General features: G+C 47.0%; 14 protein-coding genes and 1 tRNA gene. 9 read left to right on the top strand and 6 right to left on the bottom strand.

The window, feature by feature from the left end; all coding sequences use genetic code 11:
* Window positions 1-8: 8 nt before the first annotated feature.
* The 4 genes from MHUN_RS13175 to MHUN_RS13160 are packed head-to-tail and all read left to right on the top strand — an operon-like array spanning window position 9 to window position 3,298.
* Entirely contained in the window at window positions 9-1,148 is a 1,140-nt protein-coding gene (locus MHUN_RS13175) for an aspartate aminotransferase family protein (RefSeq protein WP_048067539.1), read from the top strand.
* Window positions 1,123-2,199, top strand: a complete 1,077-nt coding sequence (hisC, locus tag MHUN_RS13170; RefSeq protein WP_011449483.1) for a histidinol-phosphate transaminase — start codon at window positions 1,123-1,125, stop codon at window positions 2,197-2,199. Before MHUN_RS13175 ends, hisC begins: the two co-directional genes overlap by 26 nt.
* On the top strand, window positions 2,196-2,708 hold the full coding sequence (locus tag MHUN_RS13165) for an adenylate kinase family protein (protein ID WP_011449482.1): 513 nt from the start codon (window positions 2,196-2,198) through the stop codon (window positions 2,706-2,708). The genes hisC and MHUN_RS13165 overlap by 4 nt, the downstream gene beginning before the upstream one ends.
* A complete protein-coding gene (locus tag MHUN_RS13160) occupies window positions 2,705-3,298 on the top strand; it encodes a CDP-alcohol phosphatidyltransferase family protein (RefSeq protein ID WP_011449481.1) in 594 nt (197 codons plus the stop codon). The genes MHUN_RS13165 and MHUN_RS13160 overlap by 4 nt, the downstream gene beginning before the upstream one ends.
* On the opposite strand, the gene MHUN_RS13155 is transcribed toward MHUN_RS13160, so the two are convergent.
* The 3 genes from MHUN_RS13155 to MHUN_RS13145 all read right to left on the bottom strand — a co-directional run bounded on the left by MHUN_RS13155 (window position 3,293) and on the right by MHUN_RS13145 (window position 7,272).
* Window positions 3,293-5,821, bottom strand: a complete 2,529-nt coding sequence (locus tag MHUN_RS13155; protein WP_204222970.1) for a PKD domain-containing protein — start codon at window positions 5,819-5,821, stop codon at window positions 3,293-3,295. The two genes, MHUN_RS13160 and MHUN_RS13155, sit on opposite strands and share 6 nt — an antisense overlap.
* Window positions 5,822-5,948: 127 nt before the next feature.
* Window positions 5,949-6,950, bottom strand: a complete 1,002-nt coding sequence (fen, locus tag MHUN_RS13150) for a flap endonuclease-1 (protein ID WP_011449479.1) — start codon at window positions 6,948-6,950, stop codon at window positions 5,949-5,951.
* A 7-nt stretch (window positions 6,951-6,957) separates the two neighbouring features.
* Window positions 6,958-7,272, bottom strand: a complete 315-nt coding sequence (locus MHUN_RS13145) for a hypothetical protein (RefSeq protein WP_011449478.1) — start codon at window positions 7,270-7,272, stop codon at window positions 6,958-6,960.
* Window positions 7,273-7,316: 44 nt separating this feature from the next.
* Between MHUN_RS13145 and MHUN_RS13140 the strand changes: the two genes are divergently transcribed.
* The 5 genes from MHUN_RS13140 (at window position 7,317) to MHUN_RS13120 (ending at window position 11,409) form a co-directional block, all read left to right on the top strand.
* Window positions 7,317-8,240, top strand: a complete 924-nt coding sequence (locus MHUN_RS13140) for a presenilin family intramembrane aspartyl protease PSH (protein ID WP_011449477.1) — start codon at window positions 7,317-7,319, stop codon at window positions 8,238-8,240.
* A gap of 1 nt (window position 8,241) precedes the next feature.
* On the top strand, window positions 8,242-9,174 hold the full coding sequence (locus MHUN_RS13135) for an ABC transporter ATP-binding protein (protein WP_011449476.1): 933 nt from the start codon (window positions 8,242-8,244) through the stop codon (window positions 9,172-9,174).
* Entirely contained in the window at window positions 9,171-9,962 is a 792-nt protein-coding gene (locus MHUN_RS13130; protein ID WP_011449475.1) for an ABC transporter permease, read from the top strand. Before MHUN_RS13135 ends, MHUN_RS13130 begins: the two co-directional genes overlap by 4 nt.
* Window positions 9,959-10,453: a DUF6125 family protein gene (locus tag MHUN_RS13125; RefSeq protein WP_011449474.1), complete on the top strand. Its 495-nt coding sequence runs from the start codon at window positions 9,959-9,961 to the stop codon at window positions 10,451-10,453. Before MHUN_RS13130 ends, MHUN_RS13125 begins: the two co-directional genes overlap by 4 nt.
* An 83-nt stretch (window positions 10,454-10,536) precedes the next feature.
* Window positions 10,537-11,409: a hypothetical protein gene (locus MHUN_RS13120; protein WP_158498228.1), complete on the top strand. Its 873-nt coding sequence runs from the start codon at window positions 10,537-10,539 to the stop codon at window positions 11,407-11,409.
* 85 nt (window positions 11,410-11,494) lie between these two features.
* Here the strand turns inward: MHUN_RS13120 and MHUN_RS13115 are convergent, their stop codons facing one another.
* From MHUN_RS13115 to MHUN_RS13105, 3 genes are all read right to left on the bottom strand, one after another.
* Complete coding sequence (locus tag MHUN_RS13115; protein ID WP_011449472.1) at window positions 11,495-12,688, bottom strand: PLP-dependent aminotransferase family protein; 1,194 nt, start codon at window positions 12,686-12,688, stop codon at window positions 11,495-11,497.
* A 149-nt stretch (window positions 12,689-12,837) separates the two neighbouring features.
* Complete coding sequence (locus tag MHUN_RS13110; protein ID WP_011449471.1) at window positions 12,838-15,381, bottom strand: MEMAR_RS02690 family S-layer glycoprotein; 2,544 nt, start codon at window positions 15,379-15,381, stop codon at window positions 12,838-12,840.
* A 533-nt stretch (window positions 15,382-15,914) separates the two neighbouring features.
* A tRNA-Thr gene (locus MHUN_RS13105) sits at window positions 15,915-15,987 on the bottom strand.
* Between the last annotated feature and the right edge of the window lie 79 nt (window positions 15,988-16,066).

Raw genomic sequence — 16,066 nt, 5'->3', positions numbered from 1 at the left:
GAGAAATCATGAAATACGAAGATAATTATCGAGAACTTGAATCGTCATATTATATGCCTGCATTCAGCCGGGACATGATGCTGGTGAAGGGATCAGGCTGCACCGTCACTGATGCAGAAGGGAGATCATACCTTGACTTTGTTGCAGGAATTGCGGTCTGCAGCACCGGGCATTGTCATCCGAAGGTGGTAAAGGCTATTCAGGAACAGGCTGCAGAACTCATTCACTGTTCAAACCTGTACTATGTCCCTCACCAGGGAACCCTTGCAAAACGGCTGGTTGAATATTCTGGATTAAAGAAGGCATTCTTCTCCAACTCCGGAGCAGAGGCGAATGAAGCGGCGATCAAACTTGCACGGGTCAGAACCGGGAAGAAAGAGTTCATAGCCTGTGAAGACGGGTTTCACGGACGGACAATGGCCTCTCTGGCATGCACACACAAACCTGCCATCAGAGAGCCATTCCTGCCCTTAAATCCCCGCTGCACCTTTGTTCCCTATGGTGATGCAGATGTCATCCGCAAGGCAATTACCAAAGATACCGCCGCAGTGATGGTTGAACCGGTCCAGGGAGAAGCCGGAGTCATCATCCCACCGAAGGGCTATCTCCGGGAAGTCAGGGAGATCTGTGATGAAAAGGACGTCCTCCTGATCCTAGATGAGGTACAGACCGGGATCGGACGGACCGGGAGATGGTTTGCATACCAGCATGAAAAGATCCAGCCAGATATCGTATCACTGGCAAAAGGGATCGCAAGCGGATTTCCGATGGGAGCAATCATAGCCCGCGACGGTCTTGAGTTCTCAAAGTCAGAACATGGAAGCACCTTTGCCGGCGGGCCCGTCGCCTGTGCTGCAGCTCTTGCAACCCTTGATGTCATTAATGAGGTACTGCCATCGGTGGCACATAAGAGTGAGCAGATGAAAAAAGCACTCTCCGCACATGAAATACGGATTACCGGCCTCATGGCAGGAATGACCATCGGTGATTCCTGTCCGGCCGTCCAGCAGGCATGCCGGGAAAACGGTGTCCTCGTCAATTGTGCTGCACATGGCAATCTCCGGTTAGTGCCGCCTCTTGTCATCAGTGCTGAGGAGATCGACAGGGGATGCGGAGTCATTCATGCAGCAATCGAATCGATCTGCTGATCTGATCCGTGATCTCTACCGGCAGGATACGGGTTACGTATTTGCAAAAAAGCCAGAGGAGATTGCAAAGGAGTTCGGGTTTGCAGAGGTAGCCAGGCTTGCCAGTAATGAAAACCCCTTCGGACCATCACCCCGTGCATTAAAAGAGGCAGAAAAAGCCCTTTGTTCCATGCACCGGTACCCTGATACCACTCATACAAACCTTATCAGTGCTCTGCGAAGATATCACGGTGACTACTCCTTTGTTACCGGTGTGGGAATGGACGGAGTGATTGAGACCTGTATCAGAGTACTGATAAATCCCGGTGATCAGGTTGCCATCTCAACTCCAACCTTCTCCTTTTATGGTCTTGCAGCTGCTGCCCAGGGAGGAGACGTTACCCACATTCCAAGAAACCCTGATTTTTCTGTAGACATTCCGTCTTTTATTGCATCAGCCAGAAAGGCAAAGATTTCCTTCCTCTGTACTCCGAACAACCCCTCAGGGACAGTAACACCGGTTTCAGATATTGAGGAGATCCTGAAGAACATAGATGGCATCCTCTTTTTGGATAACGCATATGTGGAGTTTTCACCGGTGGACTACCGGGATCTTATGAACCGGTATGATAACCTGATCATCGGACGAACCATGTCCAAGGTCTTTGGACTGGCAGGATGCAGAGTCGGATATGCATTTGTTCCGGACTGGTTCAGACCGGTGTATGAAAAGGCAGCAACCCCGTTCACGCTGAACACCATATCAGCGGCTGCAGCTGTAGGTGCCCTTGAGGACCATGAATATATCGACCGGACCATCGCCTATGTGAAAAAATGGCGTGACATATTTACAAAGGAGAGCGGAAAAACGATTCTTCCAAGCGGGGCAAATTTTGTGATGATTGATGTTACGCCGCTCACTGGTGATCAGGCTACAGACTTCTTTGCACAGAACGGGGTTCTGGTTCGGTCATGCCGGAGTTTTCCCGGTCTTGCAGATCATTATATCAGGGTATGCATAGGAGAAGAATGGGAGAACAACCGGTTCATTGAGGTATTCAGAAGATTATGATGATCGCTCTTTCCGGAACACCCGGAACAGGAAAGACGTCCGTTGCCCGGGAACTTCAGAAGAGGGGAGTCCCGGTGACCTATGCTACAGATACGGTCGGACCATATCGTATTGGTGAAGATCCTGATCGGGACACCGATATCATCGATGATGAGCGTTGGGTTTCAGAGTTCACGCCGGTTAATGGGATCGTAGAGGGGCATCTGACACATCTCCTCCCGGCAGACCGGATCATTATCTTACGGTGTCATCCAAGTATCCTCAAGGACAGACTAAAAAAACGGGGATATTCAGAAGTGAAGATCCAGGAGAACATAGAAGCAGAAATCCTGGATGTTACTCTGGCAGAAGCATTTGATATCCATGATGAGGAGAAGCTCTACGAGATTGACACAACACACATGGATATTGCAGAATGTGCAGATAAAATTGAGGAAATAATCAGAGGAACTGCACAGCCGTCAATCGGAATTGTTGACTGGCTTATCTCATGCGGAGACATGTTATGACCCTTGACTCATATCGTGAGCAGGTAAAGCCGATCATCGACCCGGTTGTTGCCACATGTATCCGAATGAAAATAACTCCGGACAGTTGTACGGTCCTCTCCCTCATCGCTGCAGCAGGAGCAGGTATAGGATTCTATTTTTACGAGATCGGGATCGGTACCGCCTGCATTCTTCTCAATGCAATATTTGATGCCCTCGACGGCTCAATTGCACGGGCCATGGATATCCAGAGTTTGAAAGGAGATTTCCTGGACCACACCGTTGACCGGTACGCAGATATTTTTATGATATGCGGGATTTTCGCCGGTCCGCTCTGTCCCTGGCAGATAGGTGTTTTCGGACTGACCGGCGTTCTGATGGCATCATACCTTGGAACCCAGGCACAGGCGGTCGGGATTGGAAGGTTTTATGGGGGATTTTTGGGACGGGCTGACCGGCTCATTCTTCTTATAGGAGCAGGAGTTGCTTCTATAATCTCATCCGCACTCATCATAGGACTGTCCCTCTTTGCATGGGTGTTATTGATTTTTGGCATCTTTGGTCATATTACCGCAGCCCAGCGGTTTTGGCATGTGTGGAAACAGTTATAGCTGTTTCCCAACCATCTGGGCCGAAGAATTCATAAATATCCAGTATCCCTGTCTCGGGTCAAGAGAAACGTCCCTACTCTCAACTCCATTCGTAATAGGGGCAGAGAATCTCTGCTTTTCTGCATCATACCCGATAACATAACTCCAGAATTCTTCGATTGATCGGAAAGCCTCATCAGCAGATACCATCATGATATCTGCAAAGCTGACAAGATTCCACCCTTCATCCAGATCCCTGGTCAGATTATACTCCGGACCTTCACCTGATATCCTGATCGGAACCTGCACCATATCTGATGAGTATATAAAGAAGGCTGACAAGGGGGAGATTGGATCAGATCGTGCTGATCTCATCCAGGCAGCTGATGTACTGTTCCATGTAAAAATGGAATGTCCTGCGGTATCAACACCGGAGAGAATATCCATGGTGTCGAAACCTGGTTCAAGGGTTACTGGAACAGAGACCAGATTCCAGCCATGAAGGAGAGTAATATTCAGGTAATAGGGAGAGACTGCAACAATATATGCTGGTTTTCTGATATCCTCACACCCGGAAACTGAATCACATGCCTGAAGAGCGGGTGAGTATATCCCGGCGGTCTCATAGCAATGGAACGGATTTCGTTCATTTGTCTTCTGTCCGTCACCAAAGTCAAGCTCTGACTGCTGAATCTGACCGGTCACTTTATAGGAGGTACAGAGAGGAGCAAGGCCACGCCTTGGAAGACCGGAAAAGTCATATGGGGAATCTACCTTCTTTAAGACGTGGACGGTCTGTGATTTTGATCCAAAACAGTCGCCGGCCCCCCATATGGTCAGGGTCACATTATAATTCCCTGGTTCATCAAACCGGTGCTCTACAATTTTTCCTGAATCTGACGTGCCATCACCAAAGCTCCAGTACCGTTTCTCAGCGTAATCAACAGTCGTATCAGTGAACTTGACCGTGAGAGGTGCATCGCCGTGGGGAGGGAACATGGTAAATGAGGGTTTCGGAACCGCATGAGCCGTGATATAGTTCTCCTTTACCTCCTGCTGTGTGCCGTTCGGAAATGTGTCAGTCAGACTCACCGTGTAAGGACCAGGGAACCGGAAACAGTGGAAGGGATTTTTCTCGGAGCTGGTCTCACCATCACCAAAGTCCCACACACGGGAGAGGGGTATCTCGGGGGATTTTTCATTAAACTGTACACAGTGGGGTGCACAGCCGGCCAATGGGGTCGCAGTAAAATCAAGTTTCCCTTTGGGTTTCATCTTTAGTTCCTTTACCGCTATGGCATTACATCCACAGGTACCTGTGACCACCAGTGATACCCGGTATGTTCCTTCCATATCAAACCGGTGTGAGGGAGCAGGCCCCTCTGCCCGTGTCCCGTCTCCAAAATCCCAGGAATATTTCAGTCCTTCTGGGGCATCGGTACTGAATTTGTATTCATTCAGAGCACTCCCCTGGGCAATCAGAATCCGGGGCTGATGAACGAGTATGGGCTCTTTTCCTTCCACCGTGTCACATAAATTATTGGAACAGTAGGTCAGAGATGGGAAATAATTCCCACTGGTCCCATAACAATGGGTTGCCTGTGCACTGGTCGCCGTGCTGTTGTCACCAAAATTAAACTCCCATGACTGAGTGGGATTGATGACACTGTATGCAACACATAAAGGAGCAATCCCTTCAACCGGGGTAGCGGTAAAATCAGGAGTTCCTGCTGGAACATATTTCAGGTACCGGTTTTTAGTGATGGTATACGGAGCACCATCAATCGTATAGGTCATGGAGACGGTGTAAAGACCCGGTTCAGGGTAACAATGGACCGGACTCTTTTCATATGATACACTCCCATCACCAAAATCCCATTGAAATGAGTCGGCCTCCCCATAGACGATGAACCTGGTGCAGATCGGGGCAGTGCCATTCTGTCGTTCGGCAAGAAAATCTACTTTGTTGCCCGGTGCAACCTCGATATAATTGAATTTTGAGATCTTGTTGCAGGAACCTGCAATACAATATGTCAGGGTGGGGCTGTAATTTCCAGGTTCCCTGAACTGGTGCCGTGGGCTAAGGTCAGTACTATCATCACTTCCATCTCCGAAATGCCAGATGATATTTGTAGGATTGCCGATTATTGAAAACTGAGTAGTAAGCGGGGCTGGTCCAGAGGAGGGTTCTGCGAAATAATCAACATACATATCAGGATCTCCGACTTTCACACAGTCAGGTTTTGAAACTTCCCCGGCGATTGTGCCATAGGAATATTTCAGTTTAACCCAGTAGGATCCCTTCTGTTTATAGCAATGGACCGGGTTCATAACATATGACGTTGTTCCATCACCAAAATCCCATACATATTCACCATTCGGGCCTGAAACAGTAAACTGAACGCAAAGAGGAGGATACCCTTCAAATGGAGAGGCGGTAAAATCCACGACCCACTCAGCTGACAGATTGCTGGTATTATTCGTGATATTCTCCTCCGGCTCATCAGCATGCGTTATGGATATTAGAACCCCAGAGATACACACACAGAATACGAAAACACATAATAGCCGGAAACCCACGCATTTCTGCATCTGACCAGAATACTCTGCCATAAGTAAAAATCAGGTACCTGTAGGCACTTCAAGTATAAAAATAAGTGACGAAAAGAGGTCAGAACCAGCTCTCAAGAGTTTTCTGCTTCTCCTTCTTTGATATCTTATCAAGAACCGGATCCACCCGGTCCTGGGAAAACCCATGTTCACCACAGAGAAATGCCCTGATTCCGTCACGATCAATCCGTCCGGGATCAAGAGTATATGAATCGGTGACAGGGGGATTCAGGAAAAAACTACGAACAGGTTCAGGATCAAAATCAGGAAGTTTCTCACGGATAATTGAATCAAATTCTCCGGATTTGATCTTCTTTAATCCGGTTTTAGCACCAATCCCCCTTATTCCGGGATTAAAGTCGGTGCCGGTCAGGATGGCAATCTCGATAAGCTGCTCTCTGGTTATATCAAGGGTACTGAGAACATCAGACAGGACAATTCGCTCAGGCTGGACGGTTATCTGTCTCCCATGAAGCCGACGCTTGCCTGAAATGGTAAGATTTCTGACCAGGACCGGAGTACCAAAGAGGAGGGTGTCATAGTCCTGAGAGACAACATAGTCAGCATCCCCCTTCAGGACCATATATGCCCCCTGAGCTTCTCCTTCTGATGGTGCATCAACAACAGGCAGACCCATCAGCTGGATCAGCTGACGTGCCGAAGACAGAATATAGGCATCGATGGCCGTACTGGACATGGCATACCTGAAGGCCCCGGCGAGATCACCCTCTTTTTTTGCCTGGTCCCATTTTTCTTTCGACTCTTCGCGGACATCCCTTCGTTCCTGGATGGTCCTGCCTTTCATCTCCGGTGATTTTCCATCAAAGATGAAGACCGGACGGATGCCCTGAGTCAGAAAGTTGGCAGTTCTGAAGAAGATGCCGGAAAGATGTGAGGTGATTCTTCCCGAATCATCCATAAGGGGGGTACCATCCGGCTGTCTGATGATAGAGAGGAACTGATACAGCGCATTAAATGCATCGATTGCCGCGACTCCTTTCAGTTCATCGGTTTCAGCCGGCCGTTTCAGGTCAGTAAGAATATCTCTGAGTGCTACACCCATGGTTAGCCTACCGGTACACCCTTCTGGTCAGTTCTGTATGGACATCCATCATCTTTCGCATAGACTCCTCATATCTTCGTTTCATATCCGATGCCTGATCATCGACTGCCCGATGGATAATTCTGCCCTGATATTTTACTCCTGCTGCAAGGTTTTCAACTCTGACAAGAGTATACCACATAAGAAAGATAATGGGAAGTGTCATCAGGAGAAGTCCGATAATCGCTTCAAAAGGGAACCTGTATGCAAATCCGATCAGGATACACCCGCATGAAACCAGAAGGAGCGGGATAATACCAGCCAGAAGGATCCGATCATCCATATATTCAGATAGGTAGTTCTCCCATGATGTAAGTACTGGTTATCATGAGATCGAAGGAACAAATCCGGGAGTTTTTTGCCATCCTTGCAATGCCGGTAATGCTCCTTGCTGTGGAAATCGGATCCGTTCTCCTTGCAATGCCCATGAACGCCTCCGGATATGCGGTCTTTGAAGACCCACAGTCACTTTCAAATCCGGTATGGTTTATCGTGATGCTCCTGGTATTCACGGCATTTCTTCTTATCCTCATACAATACAGATTCAAACGAGTGCTGGGCTGGATAATCCGGGCATCCCTGTTTATCGCATATATCTATGTATTCTCAGGACTTCTTGGACTCATCATGTCAGCGGAGTCTGGACTGGTTATAGGAACAGCCTGTGCCGGAGCGGCAACGTTCCTGTTATGGAAATACCCCGAATGGTATGTTGTAGACATTCTGGGTGTCCTTCTTGCAGCAGGAATTGCATCGATGTTTGGTATATCACTCGAACCGGTACCGGTCATTCTGCTCCTTATCCTCCTCTCGGTATATGATGCAATATCAGTATACAAAACAAAACATATGCTCACCCTCGCAAACGGTGTTATTGAAGGCAGAATGCCCATCATGGTTGTGGTACCAAAGAAGGAGGGATACTCATTCATTCGTGACGGAATCGGGGGCAGTATTGATCCGGGTATATCCAATAACAATAGTCCGAAACATGACCGTGCTGCATATCTGATGGGTCTTGGGGATCTCATCATGCCATCAATCCTCGTGACATCGGCTGCCGTATTTATTCCGGGAGGTGGAATGGGAATACTGAACCTTCCGGCAATAGGGGTGATACTGGGATCTCTTGCAGGACTTGGAATCCTTCTTTATGCAGTACATTCAGGCCGGCCTCATGCAGGACTACCACCACTGAACGGCGGAGCGATACTGGGATTTCTTATCGGCTGGTTTCTATTGACACAATAATATGAATACATCAGACTCCTCTCTTCCGAACCAGGTAATTGAGGCAACAGGCCTTATTAAACGATACCGCGAGCTGACTGCGGTAAATGGCATCACTTTTTCTGTAACAAAAGGAGAACTTTTCGGATTTCTCGGACCGAACGGAGCTGGAAAGACGACAACCATGAAGATGGTGCAATGTGTCTCTCCCCGGTCCGGAGGAGAACTGAAAATATTCGGAGAGGATCCGGAGTTTTCAGGAAGAAACATCAGGAAGAGAATTGGTGTTGTCCCACAGGAGACAAATCTCGATCCCGACCTGTCAGTTTTTGACAACCTCGTGATGTATGCAAGATTCTTTGATATCCCAAAGTCCGATGCTGAAAAACGTGCTCTAAGCCTTCTTGAATTTTTTGAACTTGAGGCTAAAATGGACACTATAATCGAGAAACTCTCTGGAGGGATGAAAAGAAGACTGCACCTTGCACGATCTCTCATGAACAATCCGGATCTTCTCATCCTTGACGAGCCGACCATCGGCCTGGATCCACAGGCCCGCCATCACATCTGGGAGAAACTTCTGAAATTACGTGCGGAAGGGCACACCATCGTTCTGACGACACACTATCTTGATGAGGCAGCCCGTCTCTGTGACCGGCTGGTGATCATGGATCATGGGAATATTCTGGTTGAAGGATCTCCGGATGAACTGGTCAGAGCCTATATCGGTATGGATATTGTCGAGACAGACAATACTGATGAGGTTAGCAGGTATCTGAATTTGATGAATATCTCGTTTGAGATTGGCGGAGAGACGATACAGATACGAACCGATAAACCTCGTGAACTGGCTAACATATTGATGGACAAATTCCAGGGAATACGGGTTATCACCCGGCCAGGATCACTCGAAGATGTATTCTTAATGCTGACCGGAAGGAGGATTCGTGAATGAGGAGGAAGACGGGTAAAAAATTCAGGATCCTTTTTATTGGTGCATACCATGTCTGGCTTCGGAATGCTCTGGTATTTCGTAAAAATATTCGTGTCAACCTTCTTCCTCCGTTCATCGAACCTCTTTTGTACCTTGGGGCGATCGGGTTTGGAATCGGAGCATATATCACCGATATTGAGGGGCTCCCATATGTCAGATTTATTGCACCGGCAATCCTTGCAGCATCCGTGATGAATGCATCCTTCTTTGAATGTGCGTATGGGACATATGTTCGCATGTATTATCAGAAGACATTTGATGCACTGCTTGCAACACCGATCACCATTCATGAAGTTATCCTGGGAGAGATATTCTGGGGAGCAACCAGGGGTTTGATCTCTGCTCTGTCAATCAGCATCATTCTCCTTCTGCTGGGACTAGCCTCTCCAGTCGGGTTACTCCTTGCACTCCCCCTCTCATTCGTTGCAGGTTTGTTATTCTCCGGTATTGCCGCATGTTTTTCTGCGGTTTCACCCTCAATAGATACCATTTCATACCCGGCTACTCTCTTCATCGCACCGATGTTTCTCTTTTCAGGGACGTTTTTTCCTCTGCACCTCCTCCCCTGGATTGTTCAGATTCTGGCCCTCATATTCCTGCCACTTACCCATGTGGTCAGTCTGATTAGGGGACTTCTTACCGAAAGCACTGACCCATTATGGGCTTTGAACATCACATGGATAGTCCTCGGAACCATAGTCTTTTCAGTGCTGGCTATCCGGCTCTTTGAACGGAGACTCATTGTATGACTGATAATTCTATAGAATTGAAAAAAGAACTGATTGATGCGGCAAAGAACTGGCTTGCAATCGACGGACTATGGTTTTTAGAGATTGAAAAACGGTTTGGGCTTGATATCGCTCTTGAGTGTGATGCTGCTGTCTGGAAAGAGTTCTCGAGGATAGAAGCGGATCGAATCATGACCCGTCTAGCCCTTCCTTCCGGTGGCGGACTGGAGGTATTGGAAACTGCCCTGCACCATCGGCTCTTCTCCCTCCTGAACACCTATGAAATACGAAAACCTGTCCCAGGAGTTCTGGAGTTATTTATGAACTCATGCAGAACCCAGGCGGCACGTGACAGAAAAGGCCTCCCGTTATTTCCTTGCAAGAGAATTGGTCTGATTGATTACAAGATATTTGCTCGTACCATTGACCCGAAGATAAATGTTGAATGTATCGCATGTCCACCTGATACCATGATCCGAACCTATCATTGTGGATGGCGGTTTACTATATAATACCTGTCTTATTAGGGAACCATCATGAATAAGAGATCTCGGAACCATCAATCTTTATGAATATAAAATGTTTTCTCATTATTGTGAACGTGCTTATCCTCTGTATTATTATCAGCACATCTCCAGCTGATACCCCTGATTCATTAAAAGCCTCCACTTTTTCAAAGAATATATCGGATAATTATAACGAAAAAATTGAGACTCAGAAATATTCTTCATATTCAGGTACTACTGCGTGCTGCCCACCAGGTCGTTCATGTGAATTTAATCCAGATTATGAATCCTGTATCTGTAACCCGAGTGACTATGATCCTTACTGCATGTATGATGGCTGTGAAGAAGTAATAGTCAAGGGGAGAAAAAAATGTTCATGCCCTTGCAAGGGTTACATCCCATATTCTTATAACCAAAACCCAAACTCCATCCCTGAACCATCGCCGGTTTCTACTCCAAAACCAATTCAAATGATTATAACAGACAATTCTCACATTGCTAAATCTGATAAATCTGGTCAGGAGGAGCCTTCTGTAAATATAAATATTCAGATATTATCTGGAAGAACTCTCATTTTTGATTCAAATAAGAATAAAGACAATAATATACTGGTTCAATCTGGAGAGATAATTAAATTTGAGATCGTGTGTAATAACACAAATATTCCAGGAGAGATGTCAATACAGGAGAAAGGGAGAACTCTTTCAGACAAACATGTATCTAAGGGAGGAGCTCAGAATCTATCATATACCTTCCAGGCAACAAAGAATAAAGAGTTATCAGTGGTTTTTAGCGATGTTGAAAATAACATAATTTTTGATAAAATTTTTTCAATAATCGTTGAGAAACCGGAACCAATGGTTATATCAACTTATACAATAGGTCCGGAAAAGACAATACCTCCACAAAGCGGACTTACAGCAGTGATAAGTTCAAAAAAGAATTCCGTAGTCAATAACTAGTTCATGAAGAATCTTACATAAATAATTAAGAATTACTTATACAAAAATTGGGTTATCGTTGCATAAAAATCCGAATAAATTGAATTTATCTTTCGGATTTTTCAAGTAACCTATTCAGTACCCTGCTTAATCGAATAATCCCGTCCTCAATTTTTTCATGTGATGAGTTTGTAAAGTTGAGACGTAACGTATTAAACCCGCCTCCATCTGTATAGAAAGGAATACCAGGTAACACCGCAACTTTCTCCTTTAATGCTCTCGCAAATACTTCCATTGAGGATATATTCTCCGGAAGGGTCACCCAGAGAAACATCCCCCCTTCAGGAATGGTATATGAAACTGATTCAGGAAAATGTTCTTGAATAGAGCGGACCATAGAGTCGCATTGGCATTTATAGGTATCTGAAATCCTTTTGATGTAGGCATCAATGGGATATTCTGAAAGATATCGGTATATAATCCGCTGGGCAAGGATGCTTGAATGGAGATCAGTGCCCTGCTTTGCCGTAACAAGTTGATCCATTATAGGCTTTGGAGCACAGATCCACCCCATCCTCATTCCGGGGGTAATAATCTTCGAAAAAGAGCCATTCATGACGACCTGATCAGGAACCATTGTCTTCACCGGACGCGGGATATCGCCCCGGAATCTGATCTCCCCATATGCATCATCCTCGATGAAAATCCCTTTATTATCATGGAGAGAATCTGCCACTGCCCTGCGTTTTTCATCCGACCAGGTGATTCCTGAGGGATTCTGGGAATTTGGAACCCCATAAAAAAACCCGCAATTCTTTATCTGCAGAAAATTCTGAAGATCATCAAGAGCGGGGCCATCCATTTCTAATGAGATCGGTACAAATGCAGGTTCATACAGAGAAAATGCCTGAATTGCTCCGAGATACCCGGGCCGTTCAATCCCGATATGAGTGCCTTTATCAATGAATATCTTACCAATTAAATCAAGACATTGCTGGGAACCGTGGGTAATAAGGATCTCATCTGGCGTAACCGAAATCCCATACCTGTGAGCATACCTTTCTGCAATCCAGTTTCGTAATGGCAGAAATCCCTCAGTTGTTGCATACTGAAGAGCCGCCGGGCCATCTTCCCTGATTACCTCCTCAGCTGTCTTCGCAAGTTCCTGGACGGGGAAAACTGATGGATTCGGAAGACCGCCTGCAAATGAGATGATATCAGGATGTTCTGTAACTTTTAGTGTTTCGCGAATAAACGAACGGGGAGTTTTTCTCATCCGATCTGCAAAACGATAATTCATTGGTTCTTACGTATCGTTAGGATCCCTTTTGATGATTTTGGTAGAGAAATGGTCAATTCGGAAAATAATCTGAAATATTCCGGAAGAATTTTATAAAAAAAAAGAAACCCCGGGTTTCCAGGGAAATCAGATGTTAAACCTGATTTAATTTACGCAGTCTTGTTGACTGGTTCTTCTGCAACAGGTGCTTCTTCAGTTGTGTTGGTTTCAGTTGCGTTGGTTTCCTCTGCAACTGGTTCTTCAACAGCTGGCGCCTCTGCAGTTACTTCAACAACGGGTGCTTCAGTTGGTGCAACAACCGGGGCGACCGGTGCTGCGCCAGCCTCAACAACGTTGAAGAGAGCAGTCTCGACAACATCGGTGGTAACACCAGAGACACGGACGATGTACTCATCCGGCTTGAAGGTGCTTGCATCGACAGTGAAACTCCACTTGTTCAGACCATCGGTGCCCTGCTGAACCTTGATAGTTCCGGTTGCACCGTTGAACTCACCACTCTGTGACTTGTCGGTCGGCTTGAATGAGGATGAAGTGACCTCGACCAGCAGATCGTTGTCGTCATACATGAGGTTGGTGGTACCAGTGATCTCAAACTTGGAACCTACAGCCTGTTCTCCAATCGGATTGATGGAGACCTTTGGCTCCTCAACGAGGAACTGCATCTTGGTGTAGATATCATCTACCATAGCTGAGTCAATTGCTCTTACAAGTGCCTCTGCTGCGTCAGTTCCCTGAAGTGCACCTGCACCGCCGATTCTGAAGACTTCAGAGTCACGGGTCGGGTATGCACCGAGGATCTTCTGTGGTTCGAGTGGGTTGTCTGGGTAGACATCGAACTCATTGTTGTACATTGGGTGCTGGATAACAACGAAGTACTGCCCTGCATAGAGAGATGCAGTTTCTGCGCTCTTAATCTCATGCTCGAATGACATGTCATCGTTCACGGATTCAGTTGCGTAGAGAACTTTGTTCTTACCAAGGATCCAGATTGCGACACCCTTGGACGGGTCGCCTTCTGCAGTACCACGGAGGTACATCTTGTCACCCTTTGCAACAACACTTGCTGAAGCGGTTGCCTGGATGTACGGCTTCTTGATCACAAGTGAGACAGTGTCGTACTGTGCGTCACTGAGGTGATCCTTGTCGCGCGGAGCGCTGACTGCGTAAACGGTGTAGGTACCTGCATCCATCTCAAGGTTGGCGGTCTGCCACTTGAACTCGTAGGTGTCGTCATCCTGAACGTCAGCCTGGTCAAAGGATGCCGGCTGGTCGTTGTTGACTTCCTTACGTGGGGATTTCAGCATACCACCTGCGTTCGGGAGGTTTGGACCGGTGATGAACAGATAGGTAACGTCAGTCTCGGAGTTGGTACCGGAGAGTTTGACTTCCTCACCAAGGTAGTAGCTCTGGTCTCCAGATGCAACGATGGTAACATCGCCCTTCTCTACCTTGACATCGACCTCATCAGACTTGTACTGGCTTCCGGATTTGCGTTCTACACGGATAGTGTACTTCTTGTCCTTGGTGTCCTTGGAGGTCTTCCACTCAACGGTTCTGGTTCCACTGGAGTTAAGTTTTACAAGTGCGTAGAACTTGGTTCCATGGAATTCGGGATCATCGGGGACATCCTGCTTGATGCTCTTCCCTGCTCCTCCCTCGTACTGGTACTTACCGATCTCGTATGGTCCTGCAGCTGCGTCCTGCTTGACATCAGCCTGGGTGGACAGAATCATCGGTGGCTGGTCATCAGGCTGGCCGGTCATTGAGCCGGATCCCTTTGCCCAGACATAGTACTCAGCGTTCGGGACACCAGTGATGGTGACAGAGAATGGGTTGCCACGGACTACAGTGTCCTTGTTGGCTTCGATCTTCACCTGGTCGGTGGCGATCTGAACACTCTTTACTGCAGAGATGGTCTTTCCGGTGTAGTCTGAACCGTCTGGTGACTTGTACTGATCCTTCATTTTGTTGGCGTTACACTCTGCCCAGACTGTATAGGTACCTGCCTTGTACATGCGGTTGCCATACTTGTCCTCGGCTGCAGTGTTCCATCCATCGTTGGATGCCGGCTCAGTGTGCTTCTCGTCTGGGGATACCCAGTACCAGAGCTGCTGGTTGACAGCAAGATTCGTCAGCGAGATTTCCTTACCGTTGTTTCCAACAAGGTTGGTGTAGACACCACCATCTGCACTCTTTACTTTGATCTTGAAAGGTGCATCTGCAGGCTGGTACCCTGGACGGGTGATGATGCTCTGCATGTTGGTCTCAACGACAAAGTTCCCGTAGTTGCCTACTGGAATTGCCTTGCCGGTCACATCTTCATTTACAGATCCGTCCCAGACCTTAAGGTTAAGGGATGGTTCCTTGATGTTAAATGCGAGCGGGCCTTTTACGCTGCCGTTCCACTGATACCAGTTGCCGGTCTTTCCGACGAAGATATCAGGAGAAACATAAAATGACTGTGCGTTGGTAACCTGCTGAATATCTGCAGGCTGCTCAGTCTCAGTGTTGGTACCTGGCTGCCACCATGCAATCTGGCTTGAGCCACCGGTTGCTGCAGAGACATCAAGTCCCTTCTCACCAAGGAAAACTTCTCCTCCGGCGGGGATCTTGTTGATTGCTGCAGTAGCGGGGAATGCCATGATTGCAAGTGCGACAAGCACCATCATGACAACTGCAAATCGTGCGTTCATTACATGTCCTCCGAATGAATACAACCCATACCTCACACAACCGGCTATCTATCCTGATGTATGAAGATATGGAATACTCCGAGAGTAACTCCGAAGTATCATTACTTAGTTGTCTGGTATATTTTATATTCTTGTGATCCGTTTTGTGGCTAAAAGCTGAATCACAGAGAGGGTCAGGGAGTAAAATCCGATAAAGAGAGCCACTTTGCTGAAAATACTCAAATATATTTCCTATTTTAAGTGGTCAGAGAAAGTATTTAATATATTGTGAAAAGACCTAAAACTCATAATTCTTTTTTCAGAATCAACCAGCGCCAGAGCGGTCAGTATCTGAGCGCGTTGATCCGGTCTATCAAGTCATTCGCATACCGCTGCCCCATCCGGCATGATTATTCTATAGATCGAGAGTAGGTATCACTGACCAATCCATGCTACGAACGCAGTGAATTGGTTCAATCAGACTGATGGGAGTCTCTTTAGAACAAGAGTCCTAATTTTGAAGAAAATTCAGGATGGGTTGTCAATAAAAGGGAAGCCTCAGCCGAGATTTGAACTCGGGACCTGTTGATTACAAGTCAACCGCTCTGCCAGCTAAGCCACTGAGGCGCGGGAACAACTTATACCTCTCAACACTTAAAGGTGATGTTTGATCGGTTTCTTTTTCCTGCTCTGGTACAGACCAATC

Source organism: Methanospirillum hungatei JF-1 (assembly GCF_000013445.1).
Lineage (GTDB): Archaea > Halobacteriota > Methanomicrobia > Methanomicrobiales > Methanospirillaceae > Methanospirillum > Methanospirillum hungatei.
The sequence above is the reverse complement of the archived record's forward strand: the minus strand, read 5'-3'. Positions and strand labels throughout refer to the sequence as shown.